Annotated in this window: 21 protein-coding genes and 3 pseudogenes; 14 read left to right on the top strand and 10 right to left on the bottom strand. The window is 51.8% G+C overall.

The features are described 5' to 3' along the window. Window positions 1-21: 21 nt before the first annotated feature. Together AWM70_RS02585 and rlmD are read right to left on the bottom strand one after the other, a co-directional pair. Entirely contained in the window at window positions 22-972 is a 951-nt protein-coding gene (locus AWM70_RS02585) for a helix-turn-helix transcriptional regulator (protein WP_068700308.1), read from the bottom strand. A gap of 63 nt (window positions 973-1035) precedes the next feature. Continuing rightward, complete coding sequence (gene rlmD, locus AWM70_RS02590; protein WP_068694099.1) at window positions 1036-2679, bottom strand: 23S rRNA (uracil(1939)-C(5))-methyltransferase RlmD; 1644 nt, start codon at window positions 2677-2679, stop codon at window positions 1036-1038. Window positions 2680-2921: 242 nt separating this feature from the next. On the opposite strand from rlmD, the gene recQ reads away from it, so the two are divergent. Both recQ and AWM70_RS02600 read left to right on the top strand, forming a co-directional pair. Continuing rightward, the gene (recQ, locus tag AWM70_RS02595; protein WP_068694101.1) at window positions 2922-4826 is read left to right on the top strand and encodes a DNA helicase RecQ; all 1905 of its coding nucleotides are present in this window, start codon (window positions 2922-2924) and stop codon (window positions 4824-4826) included. Window positions 4827-4862: 36 nt separating this feature from the next. Next, a complete protein-coding gene (locus AWM70_RS02600) occupies window positions 4863-6686 on the top strand; it encodes a B12-binding domain-containing radical SAM protein (RefSeq protein WP_068694103.1) in 1824 nt (607 codons plus the stop codon). A gap of 91 nt (window positions 6687-6777) precedes the next feature. Here AWM70_RS02600 and AWM70_RS24370 read toward each other — a convergent pair. Further along, window positions 6778-6960: pseudogene (locus AWM70_RS24370) on the bottom strand (IS110 family RNA-guided transposase); the annotation flags it as partial. Window positions 6961-6987: 27 nt separating this feature from the next. Between AWM70_RS24370 and AWM70_RS02605 the strand changes: the two are divergent. Then, window positions 6988-7623, top strand: a pseudogene (locus AWM70_RS02605) (D-alanine--D-alanine ligase family protein); the annotation flags it as partial. After that, a pseudogene (vanX, locus tag AWM70_RS02610) lies at window positions 7595-8205 on the top strand (D-Ala-D-Ala dipeptidase VanX). The pseudogenes AWM70_RS02605 and vanX, both read left to right, overlap by 29 nt. 164 nt (window positions 8206-8369) lie before the next feature. Here vanX and AWM70_RS02615 read toward each other — a convergent pair. The 4 genes from AWM70_RS02615 to mnmL form a co-directional block, all read right to left on the bottom strand. After that, window positions 8370-9449 carry an alpha/beta hydrolase gene (locus tag AWM70_RS02615; protein WP_083180104.1) on the bottom strand — a complete coding sequence of 360 codons (1080 nt, stop codon included), beginning with the start codon at window positions 9447-9449 and terminating at the stop codon, window positions 8370-8372. Between the two features lie 26 nt (window positions 9450-9475). After that, window positions 9476-9871 (bottom strand): VOC family protein, encoded by a 396-nt coding sequence (locus tag AWM70_RS02620; protein ID WP_068694105.1) that lies wholly within the window; start codon window positions 9869-9871, stop codon window positions 9476-9478. Between the two features lie 75 nt (window positions 9872-9946). Beyond that, on the bottom strand, window positions 9947-10534 hold the full coding sequence (gene mnmM / locus AWM70_RS02625) for a tRNA 5-(aminomethyl)-2-thiouridylate-methyltransferase MnmM (RefSeq protein ID WP_068694107.1): 588 nt from the start codon (window positions 10532-10534) through the stop codon (window positions 9947-9949). Next, window positions 10534-11487: a tRNA modification radical SAM protein MnmL/YtqA gene (gene mnmL, locus AWM70_RS02630; RefSeq protein ID WP_068694109.1), complete on the bottom strand. Its 954-nt coding sequence runs from the start codon at window positions 11485-11487 to the stop codon at window positions 10534-10536. The genes mnmM and mnmL overlap by 1 nt, the downstream gene beginning before the upstream one ends. Before the next feature lie 450 nt (window positions 11488-11937). Between mnmL and trmB the strand changes: the two genes are divergently transcribed. Beyond that, window positions 11938-12660, top strand: a complete 723-nt coding sequence (trmB, locus tag AWM70_RS02635; RefSeq protein WP_068694111.1) for a tRNA (guanosine(46)-N7)-methyltransferase TrmB — start codon at window positions 11938-11940, stop codon at window positions 12658-12660. Between the two features lie 145 nt (window positions 12661-12805). On the opposite strand, the gene AWM70_RS02640 is transcribed toward trmB, so the two are convergent. Both AWM70_RS02640 and AWM70_RS02645 read right to left on the bottom strand, forming a co-directional pair. Further along, window positions 12806-13966: an MGDG synthase family glycosyltransferase gene (locus AWM70_RS02640; protein WP_068694113.1), complete on the bottom strand. Its 1161-nt coding sequence runs from the start codon at window positions 13964-13966 to the stop codon at window positions 12806-12808. Window positions 13967-14019: 53 nt separating this feature from the next. Beyond that, window positions 14020-14547: a phosphatase PAP2 family protein gene (locus AWM70_RS02645; RefSeq protein ID WP_068700311.1), complete on the bottom strand. Its 528-nt coding sequence runs from the start codon at window positions 14545-14547 to the stop codon at window positions 14020-14022. 651 nt (window positions 14548-15198) lie between these two features. Between AWM70_RS02645 and AWM70_RS02650 the strand changes: the two genes are divergently transcribed. The 5 genes from AWM70_RS02650 to AWM70_RS02670 all read left to right on the top strand — a co-directional run bounded on the left by AWM70_RS02650 (window position 15199) and on the right by AWM70_RS02670 (window position 18366). Then, the gene (locus tag AWM70_RS02650) at window positions 15199-16437 is read left to right on the top strand and encodes a glycosyltransferase family 2 protein (protein ID WP_068694115.1); all 1239 of its coding nucleotides are present in this window, start codon (window positions 15199-15201) and stop codon (window positions 16435-16437) included. A 305-nt stretch (window positions 16438-16742) separates the two neighbouring features. After that, window positions 16743-17237 carry a translation initiation factor IF-3 gene (infC, locus tag AWM70_RS02655; protein ID WP_068694117.1) on the top strand — a complete coding sequence of 165 codons (495 nt, stop codon included), beginning with the start codon at window positions 16743-16745 and terminating at the stop codon, window positions 17235-17237. Window positions 17238-17268: 31 nt separating this feature from the next. Continuing rightward, the gene (gene rpmI / locus AWM70_RS02660; RefSeq protein WP_068694119.1) at window positions 17269-17469 is read left to right on the top strand and encodes a 50S ribosomal protein L35; all 201 of its coding nucleotides are present in this window, start codon (window positions 17269-17271) and stop codon (window positions 17467-17469) included. Between the two features lie 37 nt (window positions 17470-17506). Beyond that, entirely contained in the window at window positions 17507-17866 is a 360-nt protein-coding gene (rplT, locus tag AWM70_RS02665; protein WP_068694121.1) for a 50S ribosomal protein L20, read from the top strand. Window positions 17867-18027: 161 nt separating this feature from the next. Continuing rightward, the gene (locus AWM70_RS02670) at window positions 18028-18366 is read left to right on the top strand and encodes a hypothetical protein (RefSeq protein WP_068694124.1); all 339 of its coding nucleotides are present in this window, start codon (window positions 18028-18030) and stop codon (window positions 18364-18366) included. A 2-nt stretch (window positions 18367-18368) separates the two neighbouring features. Here AWM70_RS02670 and AWM70_RS02675 read toward each other — a convergent pair whose 3' ends face one another. Continuing rightward, window positions 18369-18833, bottom strand: coding sequence for a GNAT family N-acetyltransferase (locus AWM70_RS02675; protein ID WP_068694126.1), 465 nt, complete (start codon window positions 18831-18833; stop codon window positions 18369-18371). Window positions 18834-19430: 597 nt separating this feature from the next. On the opposite strand from AWM70_RS02675, the gene ilvB reads away from it, so the two are divergent. The 4 genes from ilvB to leuB all read left to right on the top strand — a co-directional run bounded on the left by ilvB (window position 19431) and on the right by leuB (window position 24187). Then, window positions 19431-21122 (top strand): biosynthetic-type acetolactate synthase large subunit, encoded by a 1692-nt coding sequence (gene ilvB / locus AWM70_RS02680; RefSeq protein WP_068700313.1) that lies wholly within the window; start codon window positions 19431-19433, stop codon window positions 21120-21122. Beyond that, entirely contained in the window at window positions 21122-21610 is a 489-nt protein-coding gene (gene ilvN / locus AWM70_RS02685; protein WP_068694128.1) for an acetolactate synthase small subunit, read from the top strand. The genes ilvB and ilvN overlap by 1 nt, the downstream gene beginning before the upstream one ends. Window positions 21611-21853: 243 nt before the next feature. Beyond that, window positions 21854-22846, top strand: coding sequence for a ketol-acid reductoisomerase (gene ilvC / locus AWM70_RS02690; protein WP_068694130.1), 993 nt, complete (start codon window positions 21854-21856; stop codon window positions 22844-22846). A 243-nt stretch (window positions 22847-23089) separates the two neighbouring features. Then, window positions 23090-24187 (top strand): 3-isopropylmalate dehydrogenase, encoded by a 1098-nt coding sequence (leuB, locus tag AWM70_RS02695; protein WP_068694132.1) that lies wholly within the window; start codon window positions 23090-23092, stop codon window positions 24185-24187. Window positions 24188-24205: the final 18 nt, after the last annotated feature.

The following is a 24205-nucleotide window of genomic DNA, read 5'->3' on the forward strand; positions in this document are numbered from 1 at the left end:
CCCCTTCTTGCCAACAGTATGTCAGTAACGGTTTTTCATTTTTTCGATTTCTTCTCTTATGCGGTTTTTGAAGGATTCCGGTTCAGTTACTATGACATCGGCCCCCCAGCCAAGAATCCAACTCAGCAGTTCCTCAGGTTGACGGACGCGAAAAGTGACATGGTATCCATCTTCTTTAGATTCGGCAGTCTCCATATAATAGTTGTTTGCTTCTTCAACCTTATCGCTGATTTCTGAATTAAAAATTGCGCAGACCCGTATGCTGCGGGTATCCTTCGGACGATAGGATTGAAGGTTGAAGTTATCGGGAATCTGAAACGTATCCTCAGTCACGGTAAGATCACTGATTCGGGAGACCCGGAAATGGCGAATATCCTCCCGCAGGTCACAGAAAGCAACTAATAGCCAGCCATTCTGCTCATCATGTGCCAATCCGAACGGCGATACAGTTCGCACATTTACCCGGTTCCCATCAGTCCCAGCAACCCGCTTGTGATAGGTGAAACGAAGTTTCTTGCCCTTCAGCATGGCTTCACGAATGCTTCCCAAGTTTACTTTCTCTCGCATCATTACGGCCATTTCATCTTTTTGGATCAGACTGATGCTCCCTTGTATTCGGTTTGTCTCCTCACGGATGGGGCGAGACAGAATGGCTTCTATTTTTCTGCGGGAAGAATGAGCACTTTTGCGATAAGTTGGATCAAAACGTTTTTCTACGAATTCTGCTCCAAGAAGAAGGGATACTGCTTCTTGGACTGTAAAACTAATGGGTGGAAGAAAAAAACCTTCCATCAAAGAGTATCCTAATCCTGTCTCACCAACTATGGGGACACCCGCTTCACTCAAAGCCTGCATATCACGATAAATCGTTCTTATACTAACTCCCAAGACCTCTGCTAATTCATCGGCTGTCAGCAATTTACTTCGCTGCAATTCCATCACAATTGCTAAAAGACGTTCTGTTTTATTCAATTGAAGCTGCACTCCCTTGTCGGAATTCAACCATTCATACCTTCAGGTATACGCGGCTCCCAATCACGACTCCCTAACCAACAACACACAGCACTCCACATGGCTTGTCTGCGGGAACATATCCACCGGCTGGACCCATTCGACGCTGTAGCCGCCGTCGGCCAGCACTTTGCAGTCCTTCGCGAGTGTAGAAGGATTGCAGGAGACATACACGAAACGTTTGGGCTTCGTGCGCAGCACGGTTTCGAGGAAGACTTCATCAAGACCCGTGCGCGGCGGGTCGGCAATGATGATGTCCGGCGAGAAACCGGACTTGACCCAACGCGGCAGCAGATCCTCAGCACGCCCCGTGTGGAAGGTGGCGTTGCTGCGGCCGTTGCGCTCCGCGTTGGCTTTGGCATCCTGAACGGCCTCCGCGATGGTTTCGATGCCGCGCACCTCGGCGGCGTTTGGCGCGAGCCACAAGCCGATCGTTCCGGTGCCGCAGTAGGCATCGACAACGGTTTCCCGGCCTGTCAGCGCAGCTGCGGCGCGGACGGATTCGTACAGCTTAACCGTCTGAAGCGGATTAAGCTGGAAGAAAGCGCGAGGCGACAGCGTAAAGTCCAGGTCGCCGAGCGATTCCTCGATCGTATCCGAGCCCCAGAGGATACGGGTGTGATCGCCGAAGATCAGCGAGGTATTCCGCGGATTGGCATTTAAGGCAATGCTGGTTGCCTCAGGCAAAGCCAGCCGGATATGTTTGACAAGCTCAGCTTCATTTGGCAACCGGTCCTTGGCAGCCACCAGCGTAACCTGCAGCTGTTTGGACTGAAAGCCCAGCCGCACGACAATGCTGCGAACCAGCCCTTTATTGCTGCGTTCCTGATAAACCGGAATTTGCAGCTCCTGCAGCACGTTGCGGACTTTATCCACCGCGCGGTTCACCTCGGGGTGCTGGATAGGACAGCCGGTAATGTCGATCAGTTCATGCGAGCCTGCCGCGTACAAACCGGCAATAACCCCCTCCTGACGCATACCGAGCTGAAGCTGGGCTTTGTTGCGGTAATCCCAAGGATGGTCCATGCCAAGCATCGGCTTCATCCGGATATTTTCCAGACCCGAATAACGAGAGAAAGCTTCGCGCACCAAATCCTCTTTCGCTTTCAGCTGGCCTTCATAAGACATGTGCTGAATCTGGCAGCCCCCGCAAATGCCAAACACCGGGCAGGGCGCGTCGATGCGGTAGGGGGACCTTTTTTCAATTTCGCCGATTTTGGCTTGTATGAATCGTTCTTCAACCTTGGTGACCACAGCTTTAATCACTTCACCGGGAATCGCGCCTTCAATAAATACCGCCTTTCTGCGGTAATAGCCGACGCCTTCGCCGTTAATGCCCAGCCGTTTGATTGTAATGATCAGCCGGTCGCCGACTTTGACCTCCTCGGCATGCTCGTGCCGGGCAGGCTGGGTCTGCTTGTCCTTGCGGAATTTGGATAGCGAGGAAGCGGCCTGAGCCGCATTGCGGACTTTAGGCTGGGTTTTGCGTTGCTCGTTTCGCGGATTAGGCTGGCCAGGTTTGCCGGCACTTTCCAATTTAGAGGCTGAAGATCGCGTCCCCCGGCTATCCGGTTTGGGTTTACGGAGTCCTGGAGGGTTGTCACGTCCGGATGATGTACGGTTAGATTTAGCGTTAGCTCCCTTGCCGGAAGCGTCTTTCGGTTTCATGGTTCATTTCTCCGTCCTGCTGGATGCAATAGTTTTATAAAGGAATGATACTTTTTTATGCCTGCCCGGTCAATGTTAAGCCCCGCTTGGAAGCCGCCGGTTGGTTGCCCAATCTGGCAAAGCCCGGTAAACTTAACCTAGAAGAAGATTGGTAAGAAGCATAGTATGAAGAAGAGTAAGAGGAATAGCGACTTTCGGAAGGTATTTATTTCAGTCTTGTTAAATGAGGAGTCTTTATTATTATGAACGTTGAACTGCCAACTTTGGATAAAGCGCGGGAACTGCTGCAGAAATATTACGGTTATCCCGACTTCCGGGAAGGCCAAACCCAAATCGTTGAAAGCCTGCTGACCGGCAAAGACACGCTTGGCATTCTGCCGACCGGCGGCGGCAAGTCGATCTGTTACCAGATTCCGGCGCTGCTTGCGCCTGGATTGACGTTGGTCGTGTCTCCGCTGATCTCCCTGATGAAGGACCAGGTGGACGCGCTTACGGCCATGGGCATTCCTGCTGCTTACATTAACAGTACCTTGTCGGGAAAAGAAGTTAACGATCGCATCCGCGCCGCGCGCCGCGGCGATCTGAAGCTGCTGTATGTTGCGCCGGAGCGGCTGGAGCTGGACTGGTTCCGCCAGGAAATGAGCGAGCTGCCGATTTCCTGCGTGGCCGTGGACGAAGCGCATTGCGTCTCCCAGTGGGGCCACGACTTTCGGACAAGCTACCTGGCGGTTTCGCCGTTTGTAGAGAGCCTGCCGGAGCGTCCGGTGGTGGCGGCTTTTACAGCGACGGCGACGCCGGAGGTGACGGAGGATATGGTCCGCCTGCTGCGGCTGGATGATCCGTCTGTCTTCATTACCGGGCTAGGGCGCGACAATCTGGCTATGTCGGTGCTGCGCGGCGAAAATAAACGCGAGTTTATTCTTGAATATGCCCGCACCCATGAAGCGCAAGCCGGCATTATTTATGCTGCTACCCGAAAGGACGTGGACGACCTGCATGACCGGCTGCGTCAGGCCGGTATTGCCGCAGGACGTTATCATGCCGGGATGGGCGACGAGGAACGGGATGCGATGCAGGAAGCTTTCCTGTACGACGACATTCGGGTGATGGTTGCGACCAACGCCTTCGGAATGGGCATCGACAAATCCAATGTCCGTTATGTCATTCATTACAACATGCCTAAGAACATGGAGGCTTATGTTCAGGAAGCCGGACGTGCGGGCCGGGACGGCGAGCCAAGCGAATGTATTTTGCTGTTCAGCGCGCAGGATATTGTGACCCAGAAATTCCTGATCGAGCAGAACCCGCAGGACGATCTGCGCAAGAAAGGCGATTACCGCAAGCTGCAGCAGATGATCGAATACTGCTATACAAACAAATGCCTGCGCTGGGCGATGCTCGATTATTTTGGAGAGAAACATGACCATAAACCTTGCGGCAACTGCAGCTCCTGCCTCGATGACCGCGAGCTGGTGGATATGACGCGCGACGCGCAGATTATTTTCTCCTGCATCCACCGGATGCGGGAGCGGTTTGGGGTGTCGATGGTGGCGTCGGTACTGAAGGGCTCGCAGAACAGGAAAGTGCTGCAATACGGCTTTGACAAGCTGCCAACCTATGCCATGATGCCGCGCCGTACCGAGAAGGAAATCTCCGAGCTGATCAACGAGTTTGTCGCCGAAGGTTATCTGATGCTGACGGAAGGGCAATATCCGGTGGTGCGGCTGACCGCCAAAGCTGCGGAGGTGCTGAAAGGCCAGCGCGAGGTGATGCAGCGAGCGCCGCGTCCCGTGCAGGAGAGCGCTGCCGGCAGACGGCGCAGCAACCGGTACGACCTCAGTCCGTCGGCAGTCAATGAGACGGTGTTCGAGCAGCTGCGCCTGATTCGGCGCGACTTGGCCCAGAAGGAGCATGTGCCTTCCTACATTATTTTCAACGATGCCACCCTGCGTGAAATGAGCGTGATCCAGCCCCAAACCGAGCAGGAGATGCTGCGGATCAAAGGGGTTGGGGAGCTCAAGTTCGGCAAATACGGCAAGCCGTTCCTGGATTTTTTCAAAAATGGGGGGTTAGGGGCCGTGCCGGATGACGATGCTCCTGATGAGATGGACTATCACGGAACGGATCAAGACGGATTCGATTTCTAAAATGGATTGTTTACCCTTAAGAAGAGGTTGTGACCTATGAAAGTTGTGTTATCCACGCTGAATGCTAAATATATTCATACGAATATGGCGATCCGGCTTCTGAAAGCTTACAGCCAGCACGAATTCGACATTGAACTGGCCGAATATACGATCAAAGACCCGGTGATGAACATCGTTTCGGATTTGTACCGCCGTCAGCCGGATGTGATCGGATTCTCCTGTTATATCTGGAATATCGAAGAAACGCTAAAGGTCGTTGAAATTTTGAAAAAGGTTATGCCGGAAACGGAAATCGTGCTCGGCGGGCCGGAGGTTTCTTACGATACCGATTATTGGATGAAGAGAGTGCCGGCCATTGATTTTATTGTTATGGGCGAAGGTGAAGAGACGTTCCACCATCTGCTCCAGACCATTGCAGGGGACCGCAAATTTCATTTCGTCTACGGCCTTGCTTACCGCAAAGGCGATGAAGTCGTGTTGATGCCGGGCCGGCCGAAAGCGGATCTGAACAGTCTGCCCTCCCCGCACCGTTTCCCGGAGGACATTCCGGAGCTAGGCAAAAGAATTGTTTATTTCGAGACCAGCCGGGGCTGCCCATTCAACTGCCAGTTCTGCTTGTCCAGCATCGAGGTCGGTGTCCGGTATTATGATATCGAGCGGGTGAAGGCGGACATTTTGTACCTGATCGCGAACGGAGCCAAGGTCATCAAATTCCTGGACCGGACGTTTAACATCAACCGCAGCTACGCCATGGAAATGTTCCAATTCCTGATCGAGAACCATCAGGGCTGCGTGTTCCAGTTTGAGATTACAGCGGACATCATGCGGCCAGAAGTGATGGATTATTTGGCAGAGAATGCGCCTCCGGGGATTTTTCGTTTCGAGATCGGCGTCCAGTCCACCAACGACCCGACCAACGAGCTGGTCAAACGCAGACAAAATTTCACGAAGCTGTCGCGCACGGTCATGACGATTAAGAACAGCGGCCGCATCGACCAGCATCTCGATTTGATTGCGGGCCTGCCGCTCGAGGATTACGACACGTTCCGCAAGACGTTTAACGACGTGTTTGCCATGGAGCCGGAGGAGCTGCAGCTCGGCTTCCTGAAAATGCTGCGGGGAACCGGGCTGCGTCACGATGCGGACAAATACAATTATGTCTACATGGACAACGCTCCTTACGAAATTTTGAGCAGCGAATGGCTGCCTTTCTCCGATATTGTCCGCTTGAAACGCCTGGAGGATGTACTTGAAAAATACTGGAACGCCCACCGTATGGACCATACGCTGCGCTATTTGATGAAACACGAATTCGATTCGCCGTTCGACTTCTTCCAGGAGTTCGGGAATTACTGGGAGGAGCAGGGCTGGCAGCGGATCGGGCACCAGCTGGAGGATTTGTTCATCCGGCTGGATGCTTTCCTTAAAGTACGGGGTCTGCGGCATCCACAGATCGTAGCCGGTCTGATGAAAGCTGACTATCTGCTGAACCACAAGTACAAACCGCGTAAAATCTGGTGGGAAGACCGGATGCACAAAGAGGAACGGACGGCCCTGTACCACCGCTTGGCCGAGCTGTCCTTAGCCATTTCGGCGGACGGCGCGGCTGGTGCTTCTGGAGCGGGTGCTGATGACGGTCAACGTTCAGGCTGGCCGGGAAGTCTGCGCTTAACCGAACGGGAGCTGCTCAAATTGGGTGTCCTGGAGCGATTGCCGTTCTCCAGCGTGGAGGAAGCGGTCGAACGGGGGCCGGAAGCTGCCGGTCATGAATCCCTGTTAGTGGTGCTGTATCAGCAAAATGAAGATGAGAAGCCGGTTTATTTCTCAGTAGATGCAGGTCTGCTTGCAGCGCAATCCTAGATTGCAAGGGGACGTGCCGAAAAATAAGGCAAGGCATAAAGCCGCTGGAGCCGCAGCATAAGCTGCCGCCCCCAGCGGCTTTTTTTTTGCAGGTCTGGAGCAGATCCTGCACCCAACGCTCGAACAACTTGAAACCTTTGCGATGGTTGCCGAACTCGAGCGGAGCGCCTAGAGCAATCGTTCGAAAGCTGACGGCGCGTGCCACATGAACTTCTTGAGCGATGTCTACACCTATGACTAAGTGATGAATGGTAAAGTTTTCAATGAGTCGAATTTGCTTGTCTTGCGCCTTAAACTTCCAGGGGTACCGACACCAGACTTTCTAATCCTGCATCACGGTGAACAGCCGGATTCCAGCAGCCTTTCTTATCCTGTGTTTGTGAAACCGGCGCGTTCCGGCTCGTCGTACGGCGTAACGAAAGTAAACGGCCCTGATGAATTGGACTCCGCCATTAAAACCGCAAAACAGTATGACAGCAAAATCTTAATTGAACAGGCTATTTCAGGAATTGAGGTTGGCTGTGCCGTGTTAGGAAATGACTCTGACTTGACAGCCGGTGAAGTAGACCAAATTACGTTATCTCACGGTTTCTTTCGTATTCATCAGGAGAGAGAGCCGGAGAAAGGCTCAGAAAACGCCATTTTTACCGTTCCGGCAGAAATTCCGGCAGAGAAACGCATGGAGCTGCAGGAAACGGCAAAAACGATTTATCAAGTGCTGGGCTGTAAGGGGTTAGCTCGCGTAGATTTATTCTTGCAAGAAAACGGGCGGATTGTCCTTAACGAAGTCAACACATTGCCCGGATTTACGTCATACAGCCGTTATCCCCGCATGATGGCTGCGGCGGGCATAACGCTTACCGAGTTGATTGACCGTTTGGTAGAGTTGGCCTTGGAGGGCTATGGGTATGGAAAAGGGATTTGGGTTTATCGATGAGGTCCTTTCCGGCGTTCGATGGGACGCTAAATATGCTACGTGGGATAGTTTTACTGGAAAGCCAGTTGACGGATATGAAGTCAACCGTATAGCGGGTACGATTGAACTGGCGGCAGCGTTGCGGGAAACCAAGAGGCAAGCCGCCGCTCTTGGATACGGCTTGCTTCTTTGAGATGGCTATCGCCCACAGCGTGCGGTGGACTGCTTTCTTCGATGGTCAGAACAGCCAGAAGATGGTCGTACCAAAGAAAGATATTACCCCAATATAAACCGAAGAGATATGATTACAAAAGGATATGTAGCGTCAAAATCAAGCTATAGTCGAGGAAGTGCCATTGATCTCACGCTCTTTCAATTGGACACCGGCGAGCTTGTGCCTATGGGAACCGGCTTTGATTTTATGGACGAGCGTTCGAATCATACCTCAAAGAACGTATCCATTATTGAAGCGCAAAACCGCTGTACATTGAAAACGATCATGGAAAACAGCGGATTTGAGCCATATCCCTACGAATGGTGCACTATGTGCTCAAAAACGAGCCATACCCTGATAGATATTTCGATTTTCTATTGGGGGATTGAGCTGCGGAGGACTTTATTCCTGCAATTCATTAGCTTTCCTTATTCCCTTGGCGGTAGCTTCAGACAATCAAAGTCGCATAAACTGCGGCTTTTTTTGTGTTTGATGCGGGGAAAATGGAGCATAGGCCGGAAAGAAAGTCAGCAGCGCGGGAGAACTTGCCTTTCTACGAAGGGGCAGCTGCTGACAGCCTGCCGGCCTGCCGGTCCAGCCACTGGAGCACATCGCGTATCACTTCTTCTTTGTTGAATTCATGGAACAGCTCATGCCGGGCTCCGGGATAAAGCTTCAAATCCACATGGCGAAGGCCAAGCCGGTTATAATCGGCTGCCAGCCGCTCCACGCCTTTGCCGTTGTGGCCGACCGGATCTTCGGCTCCAGAGAACAAAAATACCGGTTTGTCGACCGGGATTCTCGCCATGTGTTCTGGCCGGTGGATCTCCCGCAGCAAACGGAAGAAGTCGCAGAAGAAACCGGCGCTGCACAGCTCGCCGCAATAGGGATCGGCTACAAACCGGTCGACCTCAGCCGTGTCCCGGGACAGCCAGTCAAACGGAGTGCGGACCGGCTTGAACTGCCGATTGTAGGGACCAAAGACCAGGGCGTTCAGCAGCAGGCTTGGCTTGCGCTCTCCCTGAAGCCGGCATTGCATCGCGGCGAGCTTCTCGCCAAAGGAAAGAAACGGCTGTCTGCCGCAGCTGCCGGTCAGCAGAAATGCGTTATAACGTTCAGGGCCGGTATACATAACCTTTTGCACCAGAAAAGAACCCATGCTGTGGCCAAGCAGAAACACGGGCAGTCCGGGATGCCGTTTGCCGATTTCCTCGCGGAGCAGCAGGATGTCTTTGACCATGCCGTTATGCCCATCTTTGCCGGCATACCCCAGTCCTTCGTATTGATCGGCCGTCCGTCCGTGACCGCGCAAATCTGCGGCATAAACAAGATAACCGTGCCGGACAAGCTCGGCAGCCGTTTCTTCGTAACGTCTGCCCGTTTCGGCCATGCCGTGAACGATTTGCACGATCCCTTTGATGGAAAGGGGAGGAGCGGGGGCAGCAGCCTGTGCCGGCAGACTGCCAGGCTCGGCGCTTCCGGCTTCGGTTGTGCCGTCTGGAGCTGCACCGGCATCAGGGCCGGAAGCAGCGGAAAAATGCTCAGAATCTCCTGAATGTCCGGGTCCCCAATGATACACATAGACGGACTGCAAATCCTCGTTAATGAATGAGAAGGGCTGTTCAGTCACCATGTCCGACATCCTTTCTTAGGTCCAGATTATGGCTGGGCGGGCTGGAAGAACTCGATGCGTTCCCCGTCCGGACCGTTAAAGAAGAAATAACGGCTGCCGTTCGGGAGCTGGTTGATCTGGCTGTCCAGGCCGGACAAACCCAGCTGGGCGATTCTTTCGTATTCCTGTTCGATCTGGCTGACCGTGAAGGCAATATGGTGGACGCGGCCTTCATTGGCCAGCTCTTCCGGAGCCTTTTTATAGACCAGTTCTACCTCGACATTCGTCTGATTAGGAAAGGACATGAAAGCCAGCCGTACCGGAGCTTCGACATCGCCAAGCGTTCCCGCCAGCTTCAGGCCGATCACCCGGCTGTAAAATTCGATTGAATCCTCAAGGGCCGAAACCCGAATTCCGACATGCTCGATTTTGTGTACACTCATTACTGACTCCCCTTTACGGATAATAGAAGGTTAACAACGGCAGAAATAATAATTTAAAAATAAACGCGACCTTCTTTATTTCTTCTCAATCGCGATCAAATAAGGCGCGGCCGCACGCTGCAGCTGCCGGTACATGATCGTCTGCCCGGCGGCAGACGGAAGTTCCCTGGCCCAAGCCTCGACGCGCTCGGCTTCGGCGGCGCCGCCGTCGTGGCCGGGGTAGACGACGGCGGTGATCAGGCCGCGCGGCCGCAGCAGCCCAAGCGAGGCGTCAAGCGCCTCGATCGTGCTGTCCGGCAGCGTAATGACCGCCTTGTCGGCGTCCTCGCTCGGCAGGTAGCCGAGGTTGAACATCACGGCCCCGACCCGGCCGTGATGCCGCGGGTCCAGCGCAGCCGCCATTTCGGCATGGCTGCGCTCCAGCAGAGAGACCGGCGCAAGCCTGGCGCCGGTCTCCCGCGCTTTGGCGAGCCGCTGGGCCGCCAAAGATAACGCTTCGGCTTGGATATCGAAGCCGAAGACTTGTCCCTTGCGGCCGCAGGCTTCCGCAAGGAACAGGGTGTCCGCGCCGGTGCCGACGGTCGCGTCCACCGCGGTGTCGCCGGGCTGGAGCCGCTGCGACACCAGCTGGCGGGCAAAGCTGAGCACGGAGGGGAAACCCATCAGCGTCCCCTCCAGTATTTGCCCTGCCAGGAATCGCGGCTTCGCAGCTCCTTGTCGATGCCGTTCAGCACTTCCCATTTCTTCAGGCTCCACATCGGGCCGATCAGCAGATCGCGCGGCGCATCGCCGGTCAGCCGGTGCACGATCATTTCCGGCGGCAGGAACTCAAGCGTATCAACGATCAGCTTGATGTATTCGTCCTGCTCCAGGAAGCGGAGCAGGCCTGCTTCATATTGCTTGACCATCGGCGTCTTCCGCATCAGATGGAGCAGATGGATTTTAATGCCCTGCACATCCATCTCCGCAACGGCCCGGCCCGTATCCAGCATCATTTCATGCGTCTCCTGGGGGAGACCATAAATGATATGGGCGCAGACCCTGATGCCGCGTTTGCGCAGCTTCTCGACAGCCTCGAGATAACACCGCGTATCGTGGGCCCGGTTGATGAGCTGGGAAGTGGACTCATGCACCGTCTGCAGTCCCATTTCCACCCAGAGATAAGTCCGTTCGTTCAGCTCGGCCAGATAATCGACGACATCGTCAGGCAGGCAGTCCGGCCGGGTAGCGATGGATAAGCCGACAACACCGGGCTGCTCCAGGATCACTTCATAATATTCGCGCAGCTCCTCAACCGGAGCATACGTATTCGTGTAGGCCTGAAAATAGCCGATGTATTTGGCATTCGGCCATTTCTGATGCTGCCGGTCACGGATCGTATTGAACTGCGTCACCAGGTCGTCGCGCCGCCGACCGGCGAAGTCGCCTGAGCCTCTTGCGCTGCAGAACGTGCAGCCGCCTGTCGCGATGGTGCCATCCCGGTTGGGACAGGTGAAGCCGGCGTCCAGCATGACCTTAAATACTTTTTCGCCAAACTGTTCTTTCATTTCGGTATTCCATGTATGAAATCTTTTATCGCTCCATAAAAGCGGAGAGGAGGAAGATAAAGTGCTCATCCAGAAGGCTCCTTTATAGTTCAAAAAAATGAATTCTCCCTGTTTCGCTTTCCGGCATCGGGGGTAATAATGGGAGAACAACTTTCATTGTATCAAAACTTGTGAAAAAAGGGGAATCAAGCTCCCCCGTACTTTCTTGCTTTGCCTCGTTAATTATGCTATTTTATATAAGCGTATTAAAGAGGACGGCTGCAGAGGGAATGGAATTTCCCGCTCTGCATTGTAAATTTCGCATTTTGCTTCCCGGGCGGCTTGCACACCGTAACCGGGCGAAAAGCGGAACCTGACTTTGTTGGACCCCAATTCCAAATATAGAAAAAGGAATCCTTACAGCTGCTACCCAGCGGCTTTCAGGGTTCCTTTTTCATTAGATTAGCCTTTACTTTTCGTCCATTCTTGGGCAAAATATAGTGTCAGGTACTATTAAGAGGAACAAAGAGGAGATTAAAGATGCGTTTACGCGGCAGAAAAGGAATACGTGAAAATCTGGAGGCCCAGCCTGAACTGATCGTGCTGGACCCTCGCGAGTATAAAGGACGCTGGAAAGAAAGATTCGGCAATGACCGCCCGATTTACGTGGAGCTCGGTATGGGCAAAGGTCAGTTTATCAGCGGCATGAGCGTTCGTTATCCGGACGTGAATTTTATCGGTATGGATATGTACGACGAGTTGATCCGCCGGGCAGGGGAGAAAGGCAAAAAGGCCTGGGCCGAGAAGACCGGTCAAAACGTGGAAGACGTCCGGCCGCCGAATCTCAATCTGGCGCTTGGCAATATCGAGTTTATAGAGGAATTTTTTGCACCGGGAGAAATTGAGCGGATTTATTTGAACTTCAGCGACCCGTGGCCCAAAGCGAAACATGGACGCCGCCGGCTGACGCACCCGCGTTTCCTGAACAAATACAAGCAGCTGCTGAACGAAAAAGGCGAAATTCATTTCAAAACCGATTCGCAGACGCTGTTTGAATTTTCGCTGAACGCATTTGCAGCCGTAGGCCTGCAAATGAGCGACATCTCGCTGAATTTGCACCGTGACGGCATCAACGAAAATCATGTTATGACGGAATACGAAAGCAAATTCCATGCCCAGGGCATGAATATTTACCGCTGCGAAGTGAAGGTAGGACAAGCAGCTTTGCGCAATTACGAAGAACATAAGATGGATAGGTTTTAAACGGCACCACTTGGTGCCGGGCTAGAGGGCCGTCTGCGGGGGAGTCCCAGAGACGGCTTTTTTTGTATGCTTGGAATGCCGTTATACCGGCTCGCAAACCAAAAAAGCTGCCGAATGGATCGGCAGCTTCGTGTGCTGGGTTTTATTATGGCGTTTTCTTATAAGAAAACAAATCTCGGCGCCCCTGATTTTGATCAAGCACTTCGATGATGGCGTGGGCGCTTCCGGTTGGATGGTAGCTGTTGATCTGCTCCAGCACCTGCCGGCGTTTCTCGACTACCTGATCGTAATGGTTGATCAGCCGGTCCATCCAGTCCGTAATATCATCTTTGGAGGTGATCGGCGTCCCCCAGCCCTGTGAGGTGAAATATTCGGAGTTTTCTTCCTCCTGGCCCGGCAGCGGCTGATGAAACAGCATCGGAATCCCTTTGGCGAGTCCTTCCGTACAGGTCATGCCGCCCGGCTTGGTTACCAGAAGGTCGGCAAATTCCATCAGCTTATCCACCTCGCGTGTAAAGCCGAGGAGATGGATGTTCGGATGCTGGAATCTGGGATCCTCCTGCATCTTGTTCAGCTGCTTGGTATTGTTGCCGAAGCAGAAAATAATCTGGACTTGGTCCCGGTAACTGGCCAGCAGCGAGTTGACGGTTTCGTCCTTCATGAATCCCCAGCCGCCGCCCATGACCAGCACGGTTGGCAGGTCATGAAGACCGAAGCTGGCCCGGATTTCCTCTTTGCTGTGACGTTCCCAGAAATTCGGATGAACAGGAATTCCTGTCACGCGGATTTTGGCATCATCAACCCCGCGTTCAATCAGCTTTTCCCGGACCTGGTTTGTCGATACCAGATAGCAGTTCACTTCCCGGCTGACCCAGGCCCCATGCACGTCATAATCCGTAATAACGGTGCAGAGCGGAACCTCCATCCCGAGCCGTTTGATCCTGGAGATAACCGCGCTCGGAATCGGATGGGTACAAACGATAACGTCCGGATGCAGCTGCTTGATCAGCTGGGAGGTGTGAGTATAGAAAATCCGGTGAAGCGCTAGCGTCGTAAATTTATTCAGAGACTTCTTATAATTGCTGCGATACATTAGCCGGACGAGCCGCGGCTGCGATGAGACGGTCTTTTTGTATGCAGTTATAATGAAAGGCGCCATTCTAGGGTTAAGGAAGCTGCCCAGCTCCAGCACTTTGGTCTGAACATTCGGCGCAATTTTCCGCAAATTGCTGGAAAGCGCATATGCGGCTTGCGTATGTCCTGCTCCAAACCCTTCCGATAATAGCAATATTCTTTGTTTATGCACTTTAGTTTCACCTTTTCCCGCAAGGTTTTACCATTATATATACATTATCTGCTTTATGGCCATAATGCAACCGTCCCGAAAGCGGTTAAGGTACCAATAACGCCTCCGGCAAGCACATCCGAAGGGTAATGAAGTCCTAAATAAATCCGGGACAACGCTACGGTCAGCGCGATCGGAAGCAGCGGCAGAATGAGCAGGGGGAAAAGAATCATAAACGGTACGGTAACCGAAAAAATAGCTGTTGTATGGCCCGATGGAAAGGAATGATCTTTAAGCGGATTGCGAAAAGTCCGCGCGTCCGGAAGGGCAAGATAAGGCCGCAGTCTCGGATACGTTTTCTTGGCTATAGCCACGGGAATGTGGCTGGCTGCCAGGGCCGTAAGACTCATAAGGGCCGTAGTCCCCCAAACTCTGGGAAGAAAGTACCAGCTGATCAGACAAGCCGAAATCGTAAAGGTAGCTCCGCCAAGGTGAGTCGCATAATAGAGCAGGAAATTCAGAAATTTCCGGTGCAGCCCGGTGTTGATTTTCATAAATAATTTCCGATCCGCTTGATGGAGCTTGGCAAAAAGTCGCGTCAGCATTCACAGCTCCCCCTTTCGTTAGAGGCATTCATTAGCAAATCCCTTTTGTATTTATTTAGGCATATCTGATTTAAATGTATCATATTTTTTAAACCCGGACGGGCTTTTTACATAAAAAGTCTGCGGGAGCCCGGTTTTATGGGGAAGATTGCAGGGCTGATTCAATGTTAGCTGAGGAGTTTAAAATAAATTGAGTTTAATTGTAAACTTTTTGCGCTTTTGTTTCGTAAATATTATTGGCTTATAAAATGGGGTTCCGCGTGATGTAAATTTTGGCTTTCTGAATTTTTGAAAAAAAAAGGAGGGCCGAAGAAATAAAAAGGATTAAAAATGCTGAAAATAAGAAATAAGCAGGGATGAAACCGTGACTGTGATGTTGTGAGAAGCTGTAGAAGGCCAGTTCGGCTGTATTTTGGCAAAACAGGCGCTAATTTGCTTTTGACAAAAAAATCAAAGTCATAGAGAATCGTAATGGCATCTCACTTGCTATGGAAGTTGAAAACATTTCAGAAAGAACTGTAATGAAGGTGGTCAGCGAAATTCGTTTCGCACGCAGAAACAGTGACAACAAATAAAAAAACACTGGATCTAGAGAGAAAAAAACAAAAAACAATTCAACAGGGTTAAAAAAGGGGGCTGCAGAGAATCATGTTCGATGGCATTTTGATTACCCTCCAGATCATTCTGGCGGTGATTGCCGTTTATCAGTTTGTATTCTCATTATTCGGCATGTACAGGAAAAAGCAAAAAACACAGCACGCGCCGGAGAAATCTTTTGCGGTTTTGGTGGCAGCGCATAACGAGGAGCAGGTCGTTGGCGCTCTGATGGAGAATTTGAAGAAGCTGAACTATCCTCGCGAGCTGTATGATGTTTTTGTCATTTGCGACAACTGCACGGACCGTACGGCCGAAATCGTGCGCGAGCATGGCATGCATGCTTGCGTACGGACCAATACCAACCAGCGCGGCAAAGGGTTTGCAATCGAATGGATGCTCAAGAAGCTCTGGGAAATGCCGCGCCAATATGATGCGGTGGTCATGTTTGACGCCGACAATTTGGCGCATCCGGATTTTCTTAAGGAAATGAATAACGATTTATGCGAAGGCGCACGGGTCATCCAGGGCTACATCGACACCAAGAACCCGGAAGACTCATGGATTACGGCTTCTTACGGGATTTCCTACTGGTACGTGAACCGCTTGTGGCAGCTGTCTCGCCACAACCTGCGTATGGCCAACTTCCTTGGCGGTACCGGGATGTGTTTTGAAACCAGCCTGCTTAAGGAAATGGGCTGGGGCGCAACCAGTCTGGTCGAAGACCTGGAGTTCACCATGCGCTGCGTAGACCGCGGCGTTCATCCGGTGTTTAACTATGACGCCAAATTGTTTGATGAGAAACCGTTGTCCTTTAAAGCATCGGCACGCCAGCGTCTGCGCTGGATGCAGGGCCATTTCACCGTGGCTCGCCGTTATTTCTTCCCGCTGCTCTGGAAGAGCATCAAGGAACGCAGCTTGGTCAAAATGGACATGGCGCTGTACGCGGTTAACGTCTACATCGTGCTGCTTACCTTTTTGCTTGCTGCCCTGATTTGGGCCGATCAATCGCTGTTTAACGGACCGCATTTCTCTACGCTGTATTCGTATCTGCCGGTCTGGGCATCGTTTTTTGCTGTCGGGGCAAACGTTGTGACCTTCCTTCTGGCTATGGCTTTGGAGAAGGTAACATTCAAGAAAGTTTATCTGTACCTGATTTTGTTCCCGATTTATCTGATCTCCTGGTATCCGATTACGTTCTATGCCTTCTTCACGCAGAACAACAAGCAGTGGAGCCATACCCAGCATACCCGGGTAGTGCGGCTTGAAGAGGTGCAGAGCAAACAAGGATAAGCTGCCCACGTTTTTCTGGAAAGTTGTTGACACAAGCTTGGGTCATGTGATATATTAATCAAAGTGTTGTGAATAATCAAAAAAGGATTGCAAGAAGAGGCACTGCTTCTCACCTGTCCGACAATTGTTGGCTGGTCTTGATCCGACCAAACTTATGAATTTACATTCATGATGATATGGACGATCAATATTGGGATGCGGGTGTCTGACCCGCATCCCTTTTCATTTATGAAAGCTTGAAAGGCAATTTTAAGCCGCTGTGCGGCCATCCTTTTTGGAGGTGGAGAACTATCAGTAAGGAACATTTGATCAATGACGAGATTCGGGCGAAAGAAGTACGCTTGGTTGGACCGGACGGCGAGCAGATCGGCATCAAACCGATTCGCGAAGCCCAGCAAATGGCTATCGATTTGAACCTGGATTTGGTGAATATTGCGCCAACGGCCAAACCGCCGGTATGCCGGATCATGGATTACGGCAAATTCCGTTATGAGCAGCAGAAGAAAGAGAAAGAAGCCCGCAAGAATCAGAAGATCGTGGACATCAAAGAAGTTTGGTTCCGTGCCAATATCGAGGAACATGATTATCAAACGAAATTGCGCAACGTTATCAAATTTTTGAACGAAGGCGACAAAGTTAAATGCTCTGTACGCTTCCGTGGACGTGAAATCACTCATGCCGATATCGGTCAGAAAATTTTAGAGCGCGTGAAAGCTGAGGTTGCAGAACTGTCCAGCGTTGAACGCCAGCCTAAACTGGAAGGCCGCAGTATGATTATGATTTTGGCGCCTAAGAATTAAGCGCCATATAAACTATGAGGGGGAAGACCTAATGCCTAAAATGAAAACACACAGCAGCCTTAAAGGCCGCTTCAAAATTACGGGAACTGGTAAAGTAAAACGTTACAAAGCCAACAGAAACCACCTTCTGTCCCACAAATCCAAACGCGCTAAACGCGTTTTGGCTAACAGCCCTGTGATGTATTCCGGCGACGTAAGCCGTTTGAAACAAGGTTTGGCTAACCTGAAGTAGTACATTCTTAAACAATTTATTTGGGAGGTTTATCACTATGGCAAGAGTTAAAGGCGGATTCGTCGTTCGTCGTCGTCATAAGAAAATTCTGAAACTTGCAAAAGGTTATTTCGGTTCCAAACACCGCATTTTTAAAACAGCTAAGGAGCAAGTGAACAAATCCCTGCTCTACGCTTACCGTGACCGTCGTCAGAAAAAACGCGATTTCCGCAAATTGTGGATCGTTCGTATCAACGCTGCTGCACGCCAAAACGGCTTGTCCTACAGCAAATTGATGCATGGCCTGAAGCTGGCTGAAGTCAACATCAACCGCAAGATGCTTGCGGATCTGGCTGTTAACGATATCGCCGCTTTCAACTCTTTGGCTACTGTAGCTAAAGAAAAAATCAACGCTTAATTAAGTCTTAAACCAGAAGACGCCCTTAGCAGGGCGTCTTTTTTTATGTTCCGGCTTTTATTTTTATTTGTTGTTTCCCCCGTCAGCCGGGCGTTTATACAATCACCGGGCCTGGCGAGGGAATACGCTGGATAAGAATACAGCAGGAGGAGGGAAACCTGATGAAAGCAAACGGAATTGAATCTCAGGCTAAAAAGCTGATCGGCAAAAAAATCATTGCCTACAAAAAGGACGGCGGTTTTGTCACGGGGACTTTGGTGAGAATCAGCGGCAAACGCCTTTATGTGAAACCTTCAGCCGGCAAAAAGGTCAGAACCAAAGCGATCTTGCCGCTGGCTTTGTTCGACCTGCTTGCGATCGGCACGGCACCATTTGCCGGCGGATTTTATGGAGGATACCCGGGCTATGGTTACGGCGGATACCCGGGGGGATACGGCTACGGTTACGGAGGTTACGGAGGATACCCCGGCTACGGATATCCGGGCGGATTTTTCCTTTAAGTTCAGGGCAATAACCTAAGGTTAACCAGAGATTTCTCCATCTCGTAACACTGCGTTTGAGCGACAAAACGAACGGTCCGGTATCCCAGTTTGCTGTAAAACAGGTGGGCGTGTGTGTTTCCGGCGTCCACCAATACCTTTGAGCGTGAGCAGCCTCTCGAGGCGGCAAAATTTTCGGCTTTGGCCATCAGGGATTTGCCATAACGCTTGTGCTGATGGTTCCGGTCGACGGCAATCATATCGATGTATAGAAGTTCGCCGTGAATCATGAAATGAATAAAGGCTAGCGGGTCGGAATCATAATTGGAAGCTGCGACCAGGGTGACGCCATGTTTCATGCGGCCAGGCAAATCCCGGCGGATTTTATCAATTTCTTTGCTGGACAAATGGCTGTGCGGGACAAGCTCTTTCTCAATCAATCCATAGATGACGGGGTCATCTTGTTTAGGTCTGCGATAACGGATCATATCGCACCCTCCTTCTGCACCCGGGTGAATGTCTTTGTTATCGTATGTTAATGGCCTGTTCGGGGTGACAAATAAAAAAAATAGGTGAGGAGCCCTTGACTTCGCATGTAAGGTGAACATATAATGTTCCTAACCATTTTAACCATTTAAAGCTATAAACCAATGGCTATGAAGAGGACGAAGCTTAAGGGCTCTATGCTCAGAGAGTGGATGGATTTGCTGAGACCACCACCATTATCCCTTACTGCGCGCTCACCTCGGAGCTGTTTTCCTGAAAGGTGTTTCGGTTTGAACGACATTAACCGGACAGTGATTAGGGAGAATCGAGTTGTCCACGTTACGGATGAAGGGTAAGAAAAGTCCAGGCAAAGAACGGGCTTTTGATTACCCGCCAAGACTTGGCATCGCGAGATGCCTTGTGAATTTGGGTGGTACCGCGTAAGGTAAATCAAACCTTTCGCCCCTCTAGCGTAGTAACGCTGGCAGTGGGCGAAAGGTTTTTTTGTTGCTCTAGCCGCCAAGCCTGAGAGGAGGAAACGTAAAGTGAAAACGGAAACTGAGGAATTGAAGTCGACAGAACAATTACGTGAGAAATGGATGAAACCAGAGGTCATTACCGGCTCGGAAATTTTGCTGAGAAGTCTGCTGCTTGAAGGTGTAGAATGCGTCTTTGGATACCCGGGCGGGGCCGTGCTGTACATCTATGATGCACTTTACGGTTTCAGCGATTTCCGCCATTTGCTTACGAGGCACGAACAGGGAGCGATTCATGCGGCCGACGGATATGCGAGAGCAAGCGGCAAGGTGGGCGTTTGTATCGCCACTTCGGGCCCTGGCGCCACCAACCTGGTTACCGGCATTGCAACGGCCTACATGGACTCGGTTCCATTAGTTGTCATTACAGGCAATGTCATTCAGAGCCTGATCGGAACCGATGCTTTCCAGGAAGCCGACATTACGGGCATCACGATGCCGATCACGAAGCACAGCTACCTGGTGCGCGATGCAAAAGAATTGCCGCGTATCATTCACGAGGCCTTTCATATTGCAAACAGCGGCCGGAAAGGGCCGGTGCTGATCGATATTCCGAAAGACGTATCCGCAGCCACCACCTTGTTCGAACCGGCAAAAACGATGAACCTGCGCGGATATAACCCGACAGTAGCCCCAAACCGGCTGCAGCTGGACAAAGTAGCAGCAGCGATCCAGGAAGCAAGCCGGCCTGTAATTCTTGCAGGCGGCGGGGTCGTCTACTCGGGGGGACATGAAGAGTTGCTCCAGTTCGCCGAAACAACGGAAATTCCGGTGACCACAACGCTGCTTGGACTCGGAGGATTTCCGAGCGGCAACCGGCTCTGGATGGGGATGCCGGGTATGCACGGGACCTACACGGCGAACAACGCGATCCAGCAATCGGATCTGCTGATCTGTATTGGTGCCCGTTTTGACGACCGGGTAACCGGCAAGCTTGACGGCTTTGCTCCTAAAGCCAAAATTGTCCACATCGACATTGATCCAGCCGAGATCGGCAAGAACATCCATACGGATATTCCGGTGGTCGGAGATGTCAAAACGGTGTTGGAACAGCTGAATAAACTGGTTAAACGGGCGGACCAGGCCGATAGCTGGAGAGATCAGATTCAGCAGTGGAAAGCAGAGAAGCCTTTCAAATACAAGGATTCCAACGACAGCCTGAAGCCGCAGTGGGTCATTGAAATGCTCAACGAAACGACCCATGGCGAAGCCATTGTAACCACCGACGTCGGACAACATCAAATGTGGGCGGCCCAGTATTACAAGTTCAATCAGCCCCGTTCCTTGATTACCTCGGGCGGCCTGGGCACGATGGGCTTCGGCTTCCCTTCCGCAATCGGAGCACAGATGGCTCATCCAGACCGGCTGGTTATCTCCATCAACGGCGACGGCGGCATGCAGATGTGTTCGCAGGAGCTTGCGATTTGTGCCATTAACAAAATTCCGGTGAAGATCGTAGTCATTAACAACCAGGTGCTCGGCATGGTCCGACAATGGCAGGAGCTGATTTACGACAACCGCTACAGCCACATCGACCTCTCCGGCAGCCCTGACTTTGTGAAGCTGGCTGAAGCTTATGGCGTCAAAGGGCTGCGGGCCACGAACAAGGAAGATGCCCAGGAGGTTTGGCGCGAAGCTTTGGAGACACCGGGACCGGTATTGGTAGAATTCGTGGTGGATAAGCAGGAAAATGTTTATCCGATGGTGCCTCAAGGTTCTACCATTGATCAAATGCTGATGGGGGACTGTGAATAATGACTACAAAACATGCGATCGCCATTCTAGTGAACGATCAGCCAGGTGTATTGCAGCGCGTGTCCGGCCTTTTTGGCCGGCGCGGCTTCAATATCGAAAGCATTACAGTGGGCCAATCGGAAGAGCAGGGGCTTTCCCGCATGGTCATTGTGACCGAGGGAGACGATCAGACGCTGGAGCAAATCGAGAAACAGCTTTACAAGCTGATCGATGTCATTAAAGTCGTTAATCTGAGCTCCAAACCGATGGTGTCCCGGGAGCTGGCCCTGATCAAGGTCAAAGCGGAACCGGCCGAACGTCCCGAAATCAAATCGCTTGCGGATACCTTCCGGGCTGCGGTAGTAGATATCGGAACCCGAAACATGATGATCCAGGTCGTAGGCGACACCGAGAAGGTCGACGCGCTGCTGGAGCTGCTTAAGCCTTACGGCATTCAGGAGTTGTCCCGCACAGGCGTAACAGCGATGACGAGAGGAAACGCATTGTAGGCAGCTTGCTGGTCTAATTACTTTAAATTATTCCATTTATGAATATCCCTGCTCCATGAGCGGGAATTTGAACCGATCTTATGATAACCGCGGCTGCGGGCCGATGCCGGAGGGCTTGGCTTAGAGAGCTAACTAAGGTCGTTTGAAATACCCGCTCATTAGGTTGAAGGGTTCAGCAATAAGACTTCTGCGCAGCCGCGCAGCAGACTAAAACAAACATCATTTTCTAGGAGGAATCATATCATGGCAGTTACTTTGTACTACGAGCAAGATGCAGAACTCAGCGTTTTGAAAGGCAAAACCATCGCAATCATCGGTTATGGCAGTCAAGGCCATGCCCATGCTCAAAACCTTCGCGAAAGCGGACTGAATGTCGTAATCGGCCTGCGTGAGGGCAAATCCTTTGACAAAGCCAAAGAAGACGGCTTCGAAGTATTGTCGGTAGCGGAAGCAACCAGCCGTGCGGATGTGGTTCAAATCCTGATGCCGGATGAAACTCAGGCGTCTGTATACAATAGCGAAATCGCTCCTAACCTGAAAAAAGGCGCGGCGCTAATGTTCGCCCATGGATTTAACGTTCACTTTGGACAAATCGTTCCTTCCAAGGATAATGACGTTCTGCTTGTTGCTCCTAAGTCCCCGGGTCATATGGTGCGTCGTACCTATGTTGACGGTTTTGGTGTACCGGGCCTCATCGCGGTCCACCAGGATGCAACCGGACAAGCCAAAGCGATTGGCCTGGCTTATGCTAAAGGGATCGGCTGTACACGTGCGGGGGTTATCGAAACTTCCTTCCGCGAAGAAACCGAAACCGATCTGTTCGGCGAACAGGCCGTATTGTGCGGCGGCGTAACGGCCCTGATCAAAGCCGGCTTCGAAACACTGACTGAAGCTGGATATGCGCCGGAAATGGCTTACTTCGAGTGCTTGCATGAAATGAAGCTGATCGTTGACCTGATCTATGAAGGCGGCATGGCTACGATGCGCGATTCCATCAGTAATACAGCCGAATACGGCGATTATGTTACCGGTCCTCGCATCGTAACCGACGAAACAAAGAAAGCGATGAAAGAAGTTCTGGCTGATATCCAGCAAGGTAAATTTGCCCGCGACTTCATCCTGGAAAATCAGTCCAACCGCGCATTCCTGACGGCAACTCGCCGTAATGAAGCTGCTCATCCAATCGAAGTGGTGGGTGCCGAGCTTCGCGGATTGATGCATTGGATCAAGAAATAAGACCGTCCCTGCTGGCTGCATAGCCAGGGATATAAAAGAAATGCGGCTCCGCAGATGATCTGTGGATGCCGTATTTTTTTATGGGCGAATCCAATTCAATTAAGGGCCTCTGTCCAGAAGACCAGTCATTCTTCTCGTATAGGCAAATCCTATTAGCTTGATAGCTTCTATATCTTGGTGCAATCCTGCCTTGCTATGTTACAAATAAAGAAGGTGAAAATAACGTGATGAGGAGTGTTGTTCATGTCAGAGGTTAAGAAAATAGCGGTAATTGCCGGGGATGGAATCGGACCGGAGGTTGTCCGGGAAGCGGAGAAGGTGCTGAAACGGACGGAGGAGCTGTTCGGCTACCGTTTCGAGACGGAACACGCTTTGTTCGGCGGTATCGCCATTGACGAGAAAGGAACACCACTTCCGGAAGAAACACTTGAAGTCTGCAAGAAAGCCGATGCGGTTCTGCTCGGAGCCGTCGGCGGTCCGAAATGGGATAACAACCCGAAAGAGCTGCGCCCGGAGACAGGCCTCCTCGGAATCCGCAAAGCGCTGGGGTTGTTCTCGAACCTGCGCCCGGCTGTTGTGTTCGACTGTCTGAAGGATGCTTCCACCCTCAAGCCTGAAGTGCTTGAAGGCACTGACCTGATTGTCGTTCGCGAGTTGACCGGCGGCATCTACTTTGGGGAGAAGTTTCGCCGTGACAGCGAGCAGGGACAGGAAGCTGTGGATACATGCGCTTATAATGTGAGCGAAGTGGAACGGATTGTGCGCCAAGCCTTTGAGATTGCCGGCAAACGCCGTAAAAAGCTTGCATCCGTTGATAAAGCGAACGTGCTGGAAACCTCCCGTTTGTGGCGTGAAGTCGTTAATCGCGTGGCACCGGAATATCCGGATGTTGAACTCGAGCATGTGCTTGTAGATAACTGCGCCATGCAGCTGCTTAGAAGACCTGCAAGCTTTGACGTCATCGTGACGGAAAATATGTTCGGCGACATTTTGAGCGATGAAGCCGCTATGCTCACCGGTTCGATCGGCATGTTGTCTTCCGCTTCGCTGGGCGAAGGAAGTTTTGGTCTTTATGAGCCTGTACACGGCTCTGCTCCGGACATTGCGGGACAGAACAAAGCGAATCCGATCGCAACTATTCTGTCCGTTGCCCTGATGTTCCGGATGACCTTTGGTTATGAGGATGCTGCCGACGCCATCGAGAAAGCGGTCAAGGACGTGCTTGATGCGGGACATCGCACAGGAGATATTGCGGTAGACAAAACCGCGGCCATCGGCACAGACGCGATGGGCGACTTGATTGTAGCGGCTATGACGAGCAAGGCATCCTCGGCAGTCTAATAGCAAAGTTCACAAAAA

The sequence above is a fragment of the Paenibacillus yonginensis genome (assembly GCF_001685395.1).
Classification (GTDB): domain Bacteria; phylum Bacillota; class Bacilli; order Paenibacillales; family Paenibacillaceae; genus Fontibacillus; species Fontibacillus yonginensis.

Coding starts and splice junctions, on each gene's coding strand:
- rlmD (WP_068694099.1), bottom strand. CDS start 2,679: ATGAAACCGAAAGACGCTTCCGGCAAGGGAGCTAACGCTAAATCTAAC.
- recQ (WP_068694101.1), top strand. CDS start 2,922: ATGAACGTTGAACTGCCAACTTTGGATAAAGCGCGGGAACTGCTGCAG.
- AWM70_RS02600 (WP_068694103.1), top strand. CDS start 4,863: ATGAAAGTTGTGTTATCCACGCTGAATGCTAAATATATTCATACGAAT.
- AWM70_RS02615 (WP_083180104.1), bottom strand. CDS start 9,449: ATGGTGACTGAACAGCCCTTCTCATTCATTAACGAGGATTTGCAGTCC.
- AWM70_RS02620 (WP_068694105.1), bottom strand. CDS start 9,871: ATGAGTGTACACAAAATCGAGCATGTCGGAATTCGGGTTTCGGCCCTT.
- mnmM (WP_068694107.1), bottom strand. CDS start 10,534: ATGGGTTTCCCCTCCGTGCTCAGCTTTGCCCGCCAGCTGGTGTCGCAG.
- mnmL (WP_068694109.1), bottom strand. CDS start 11,487: ATGAGCACTTTATCTTCCTCCTCTCCGCTTTTATGGAGCGATAAAAGA.
- trmB (WP_068694111.1), top strand. CDS start 11,938: ATGCGTTTACGCGGCAGAAAAGGAATACGTGAAAATCTGGAGGCCCAG.
- AWM70_RS02650 (WP_068694115.1), top strand. CDS start 15,199: ATGTTCGATGGCATTTTGATTACCCTCCAGATCATTCTGGCGGTGATT.
- rpmI (WP_068694119.1), top strand. CDS start 17,269: ATGCCTAAAATGAAAACACACAGCAGCCTTAAAGGCCGCTTCAAAATT.
- rplT (WP_068694121.1), top strand. CDS start 17,507: ATGGCAAGAGTTAAAGGCGGATTCGTCGTTCGTCGTCGTCATAAGAAA.
- AWM70_RS02670 (WP_068694124.1), top strand. CDS start 18,028: ATGAAAGCAAACGGAATTGAATCTCAGGCTAAAAAGCTGATCGGCAAA.
- AWM70_RS02675 (WP_068694126.1), bottom strand. CDS start 18,833: ATGATCCGTTATCGCAGACCTAAACAAGATGACCCCGTCATCTATGGA.
- ilvB (WP_068700313.1), top strand. CDS start 19,431: ATGAAACCAGAGGTCATTACCGGCTCGGAAATTTTGCTGAGAAGTCTG.
- ilvN (WP_068694128.1), top strand. CDS start 21,122: ATGACTACAAAACATGCGATCGCCATTCTAGTGAACGATCAGCCAGGT.
- ilvC (WP_068694130.1), top strand. CDS start 21,854: ATGGCAGTTACTTTGTACTACGAGCAAGATGCAGAACTCAGCGTTTTG.
- leuB (WP_068694132.1), top strand. CDS start 23,090: ATGTCAGAGGTTAAGAAAATAGCGGTAATTGCCGGGGATGGAATCGGA.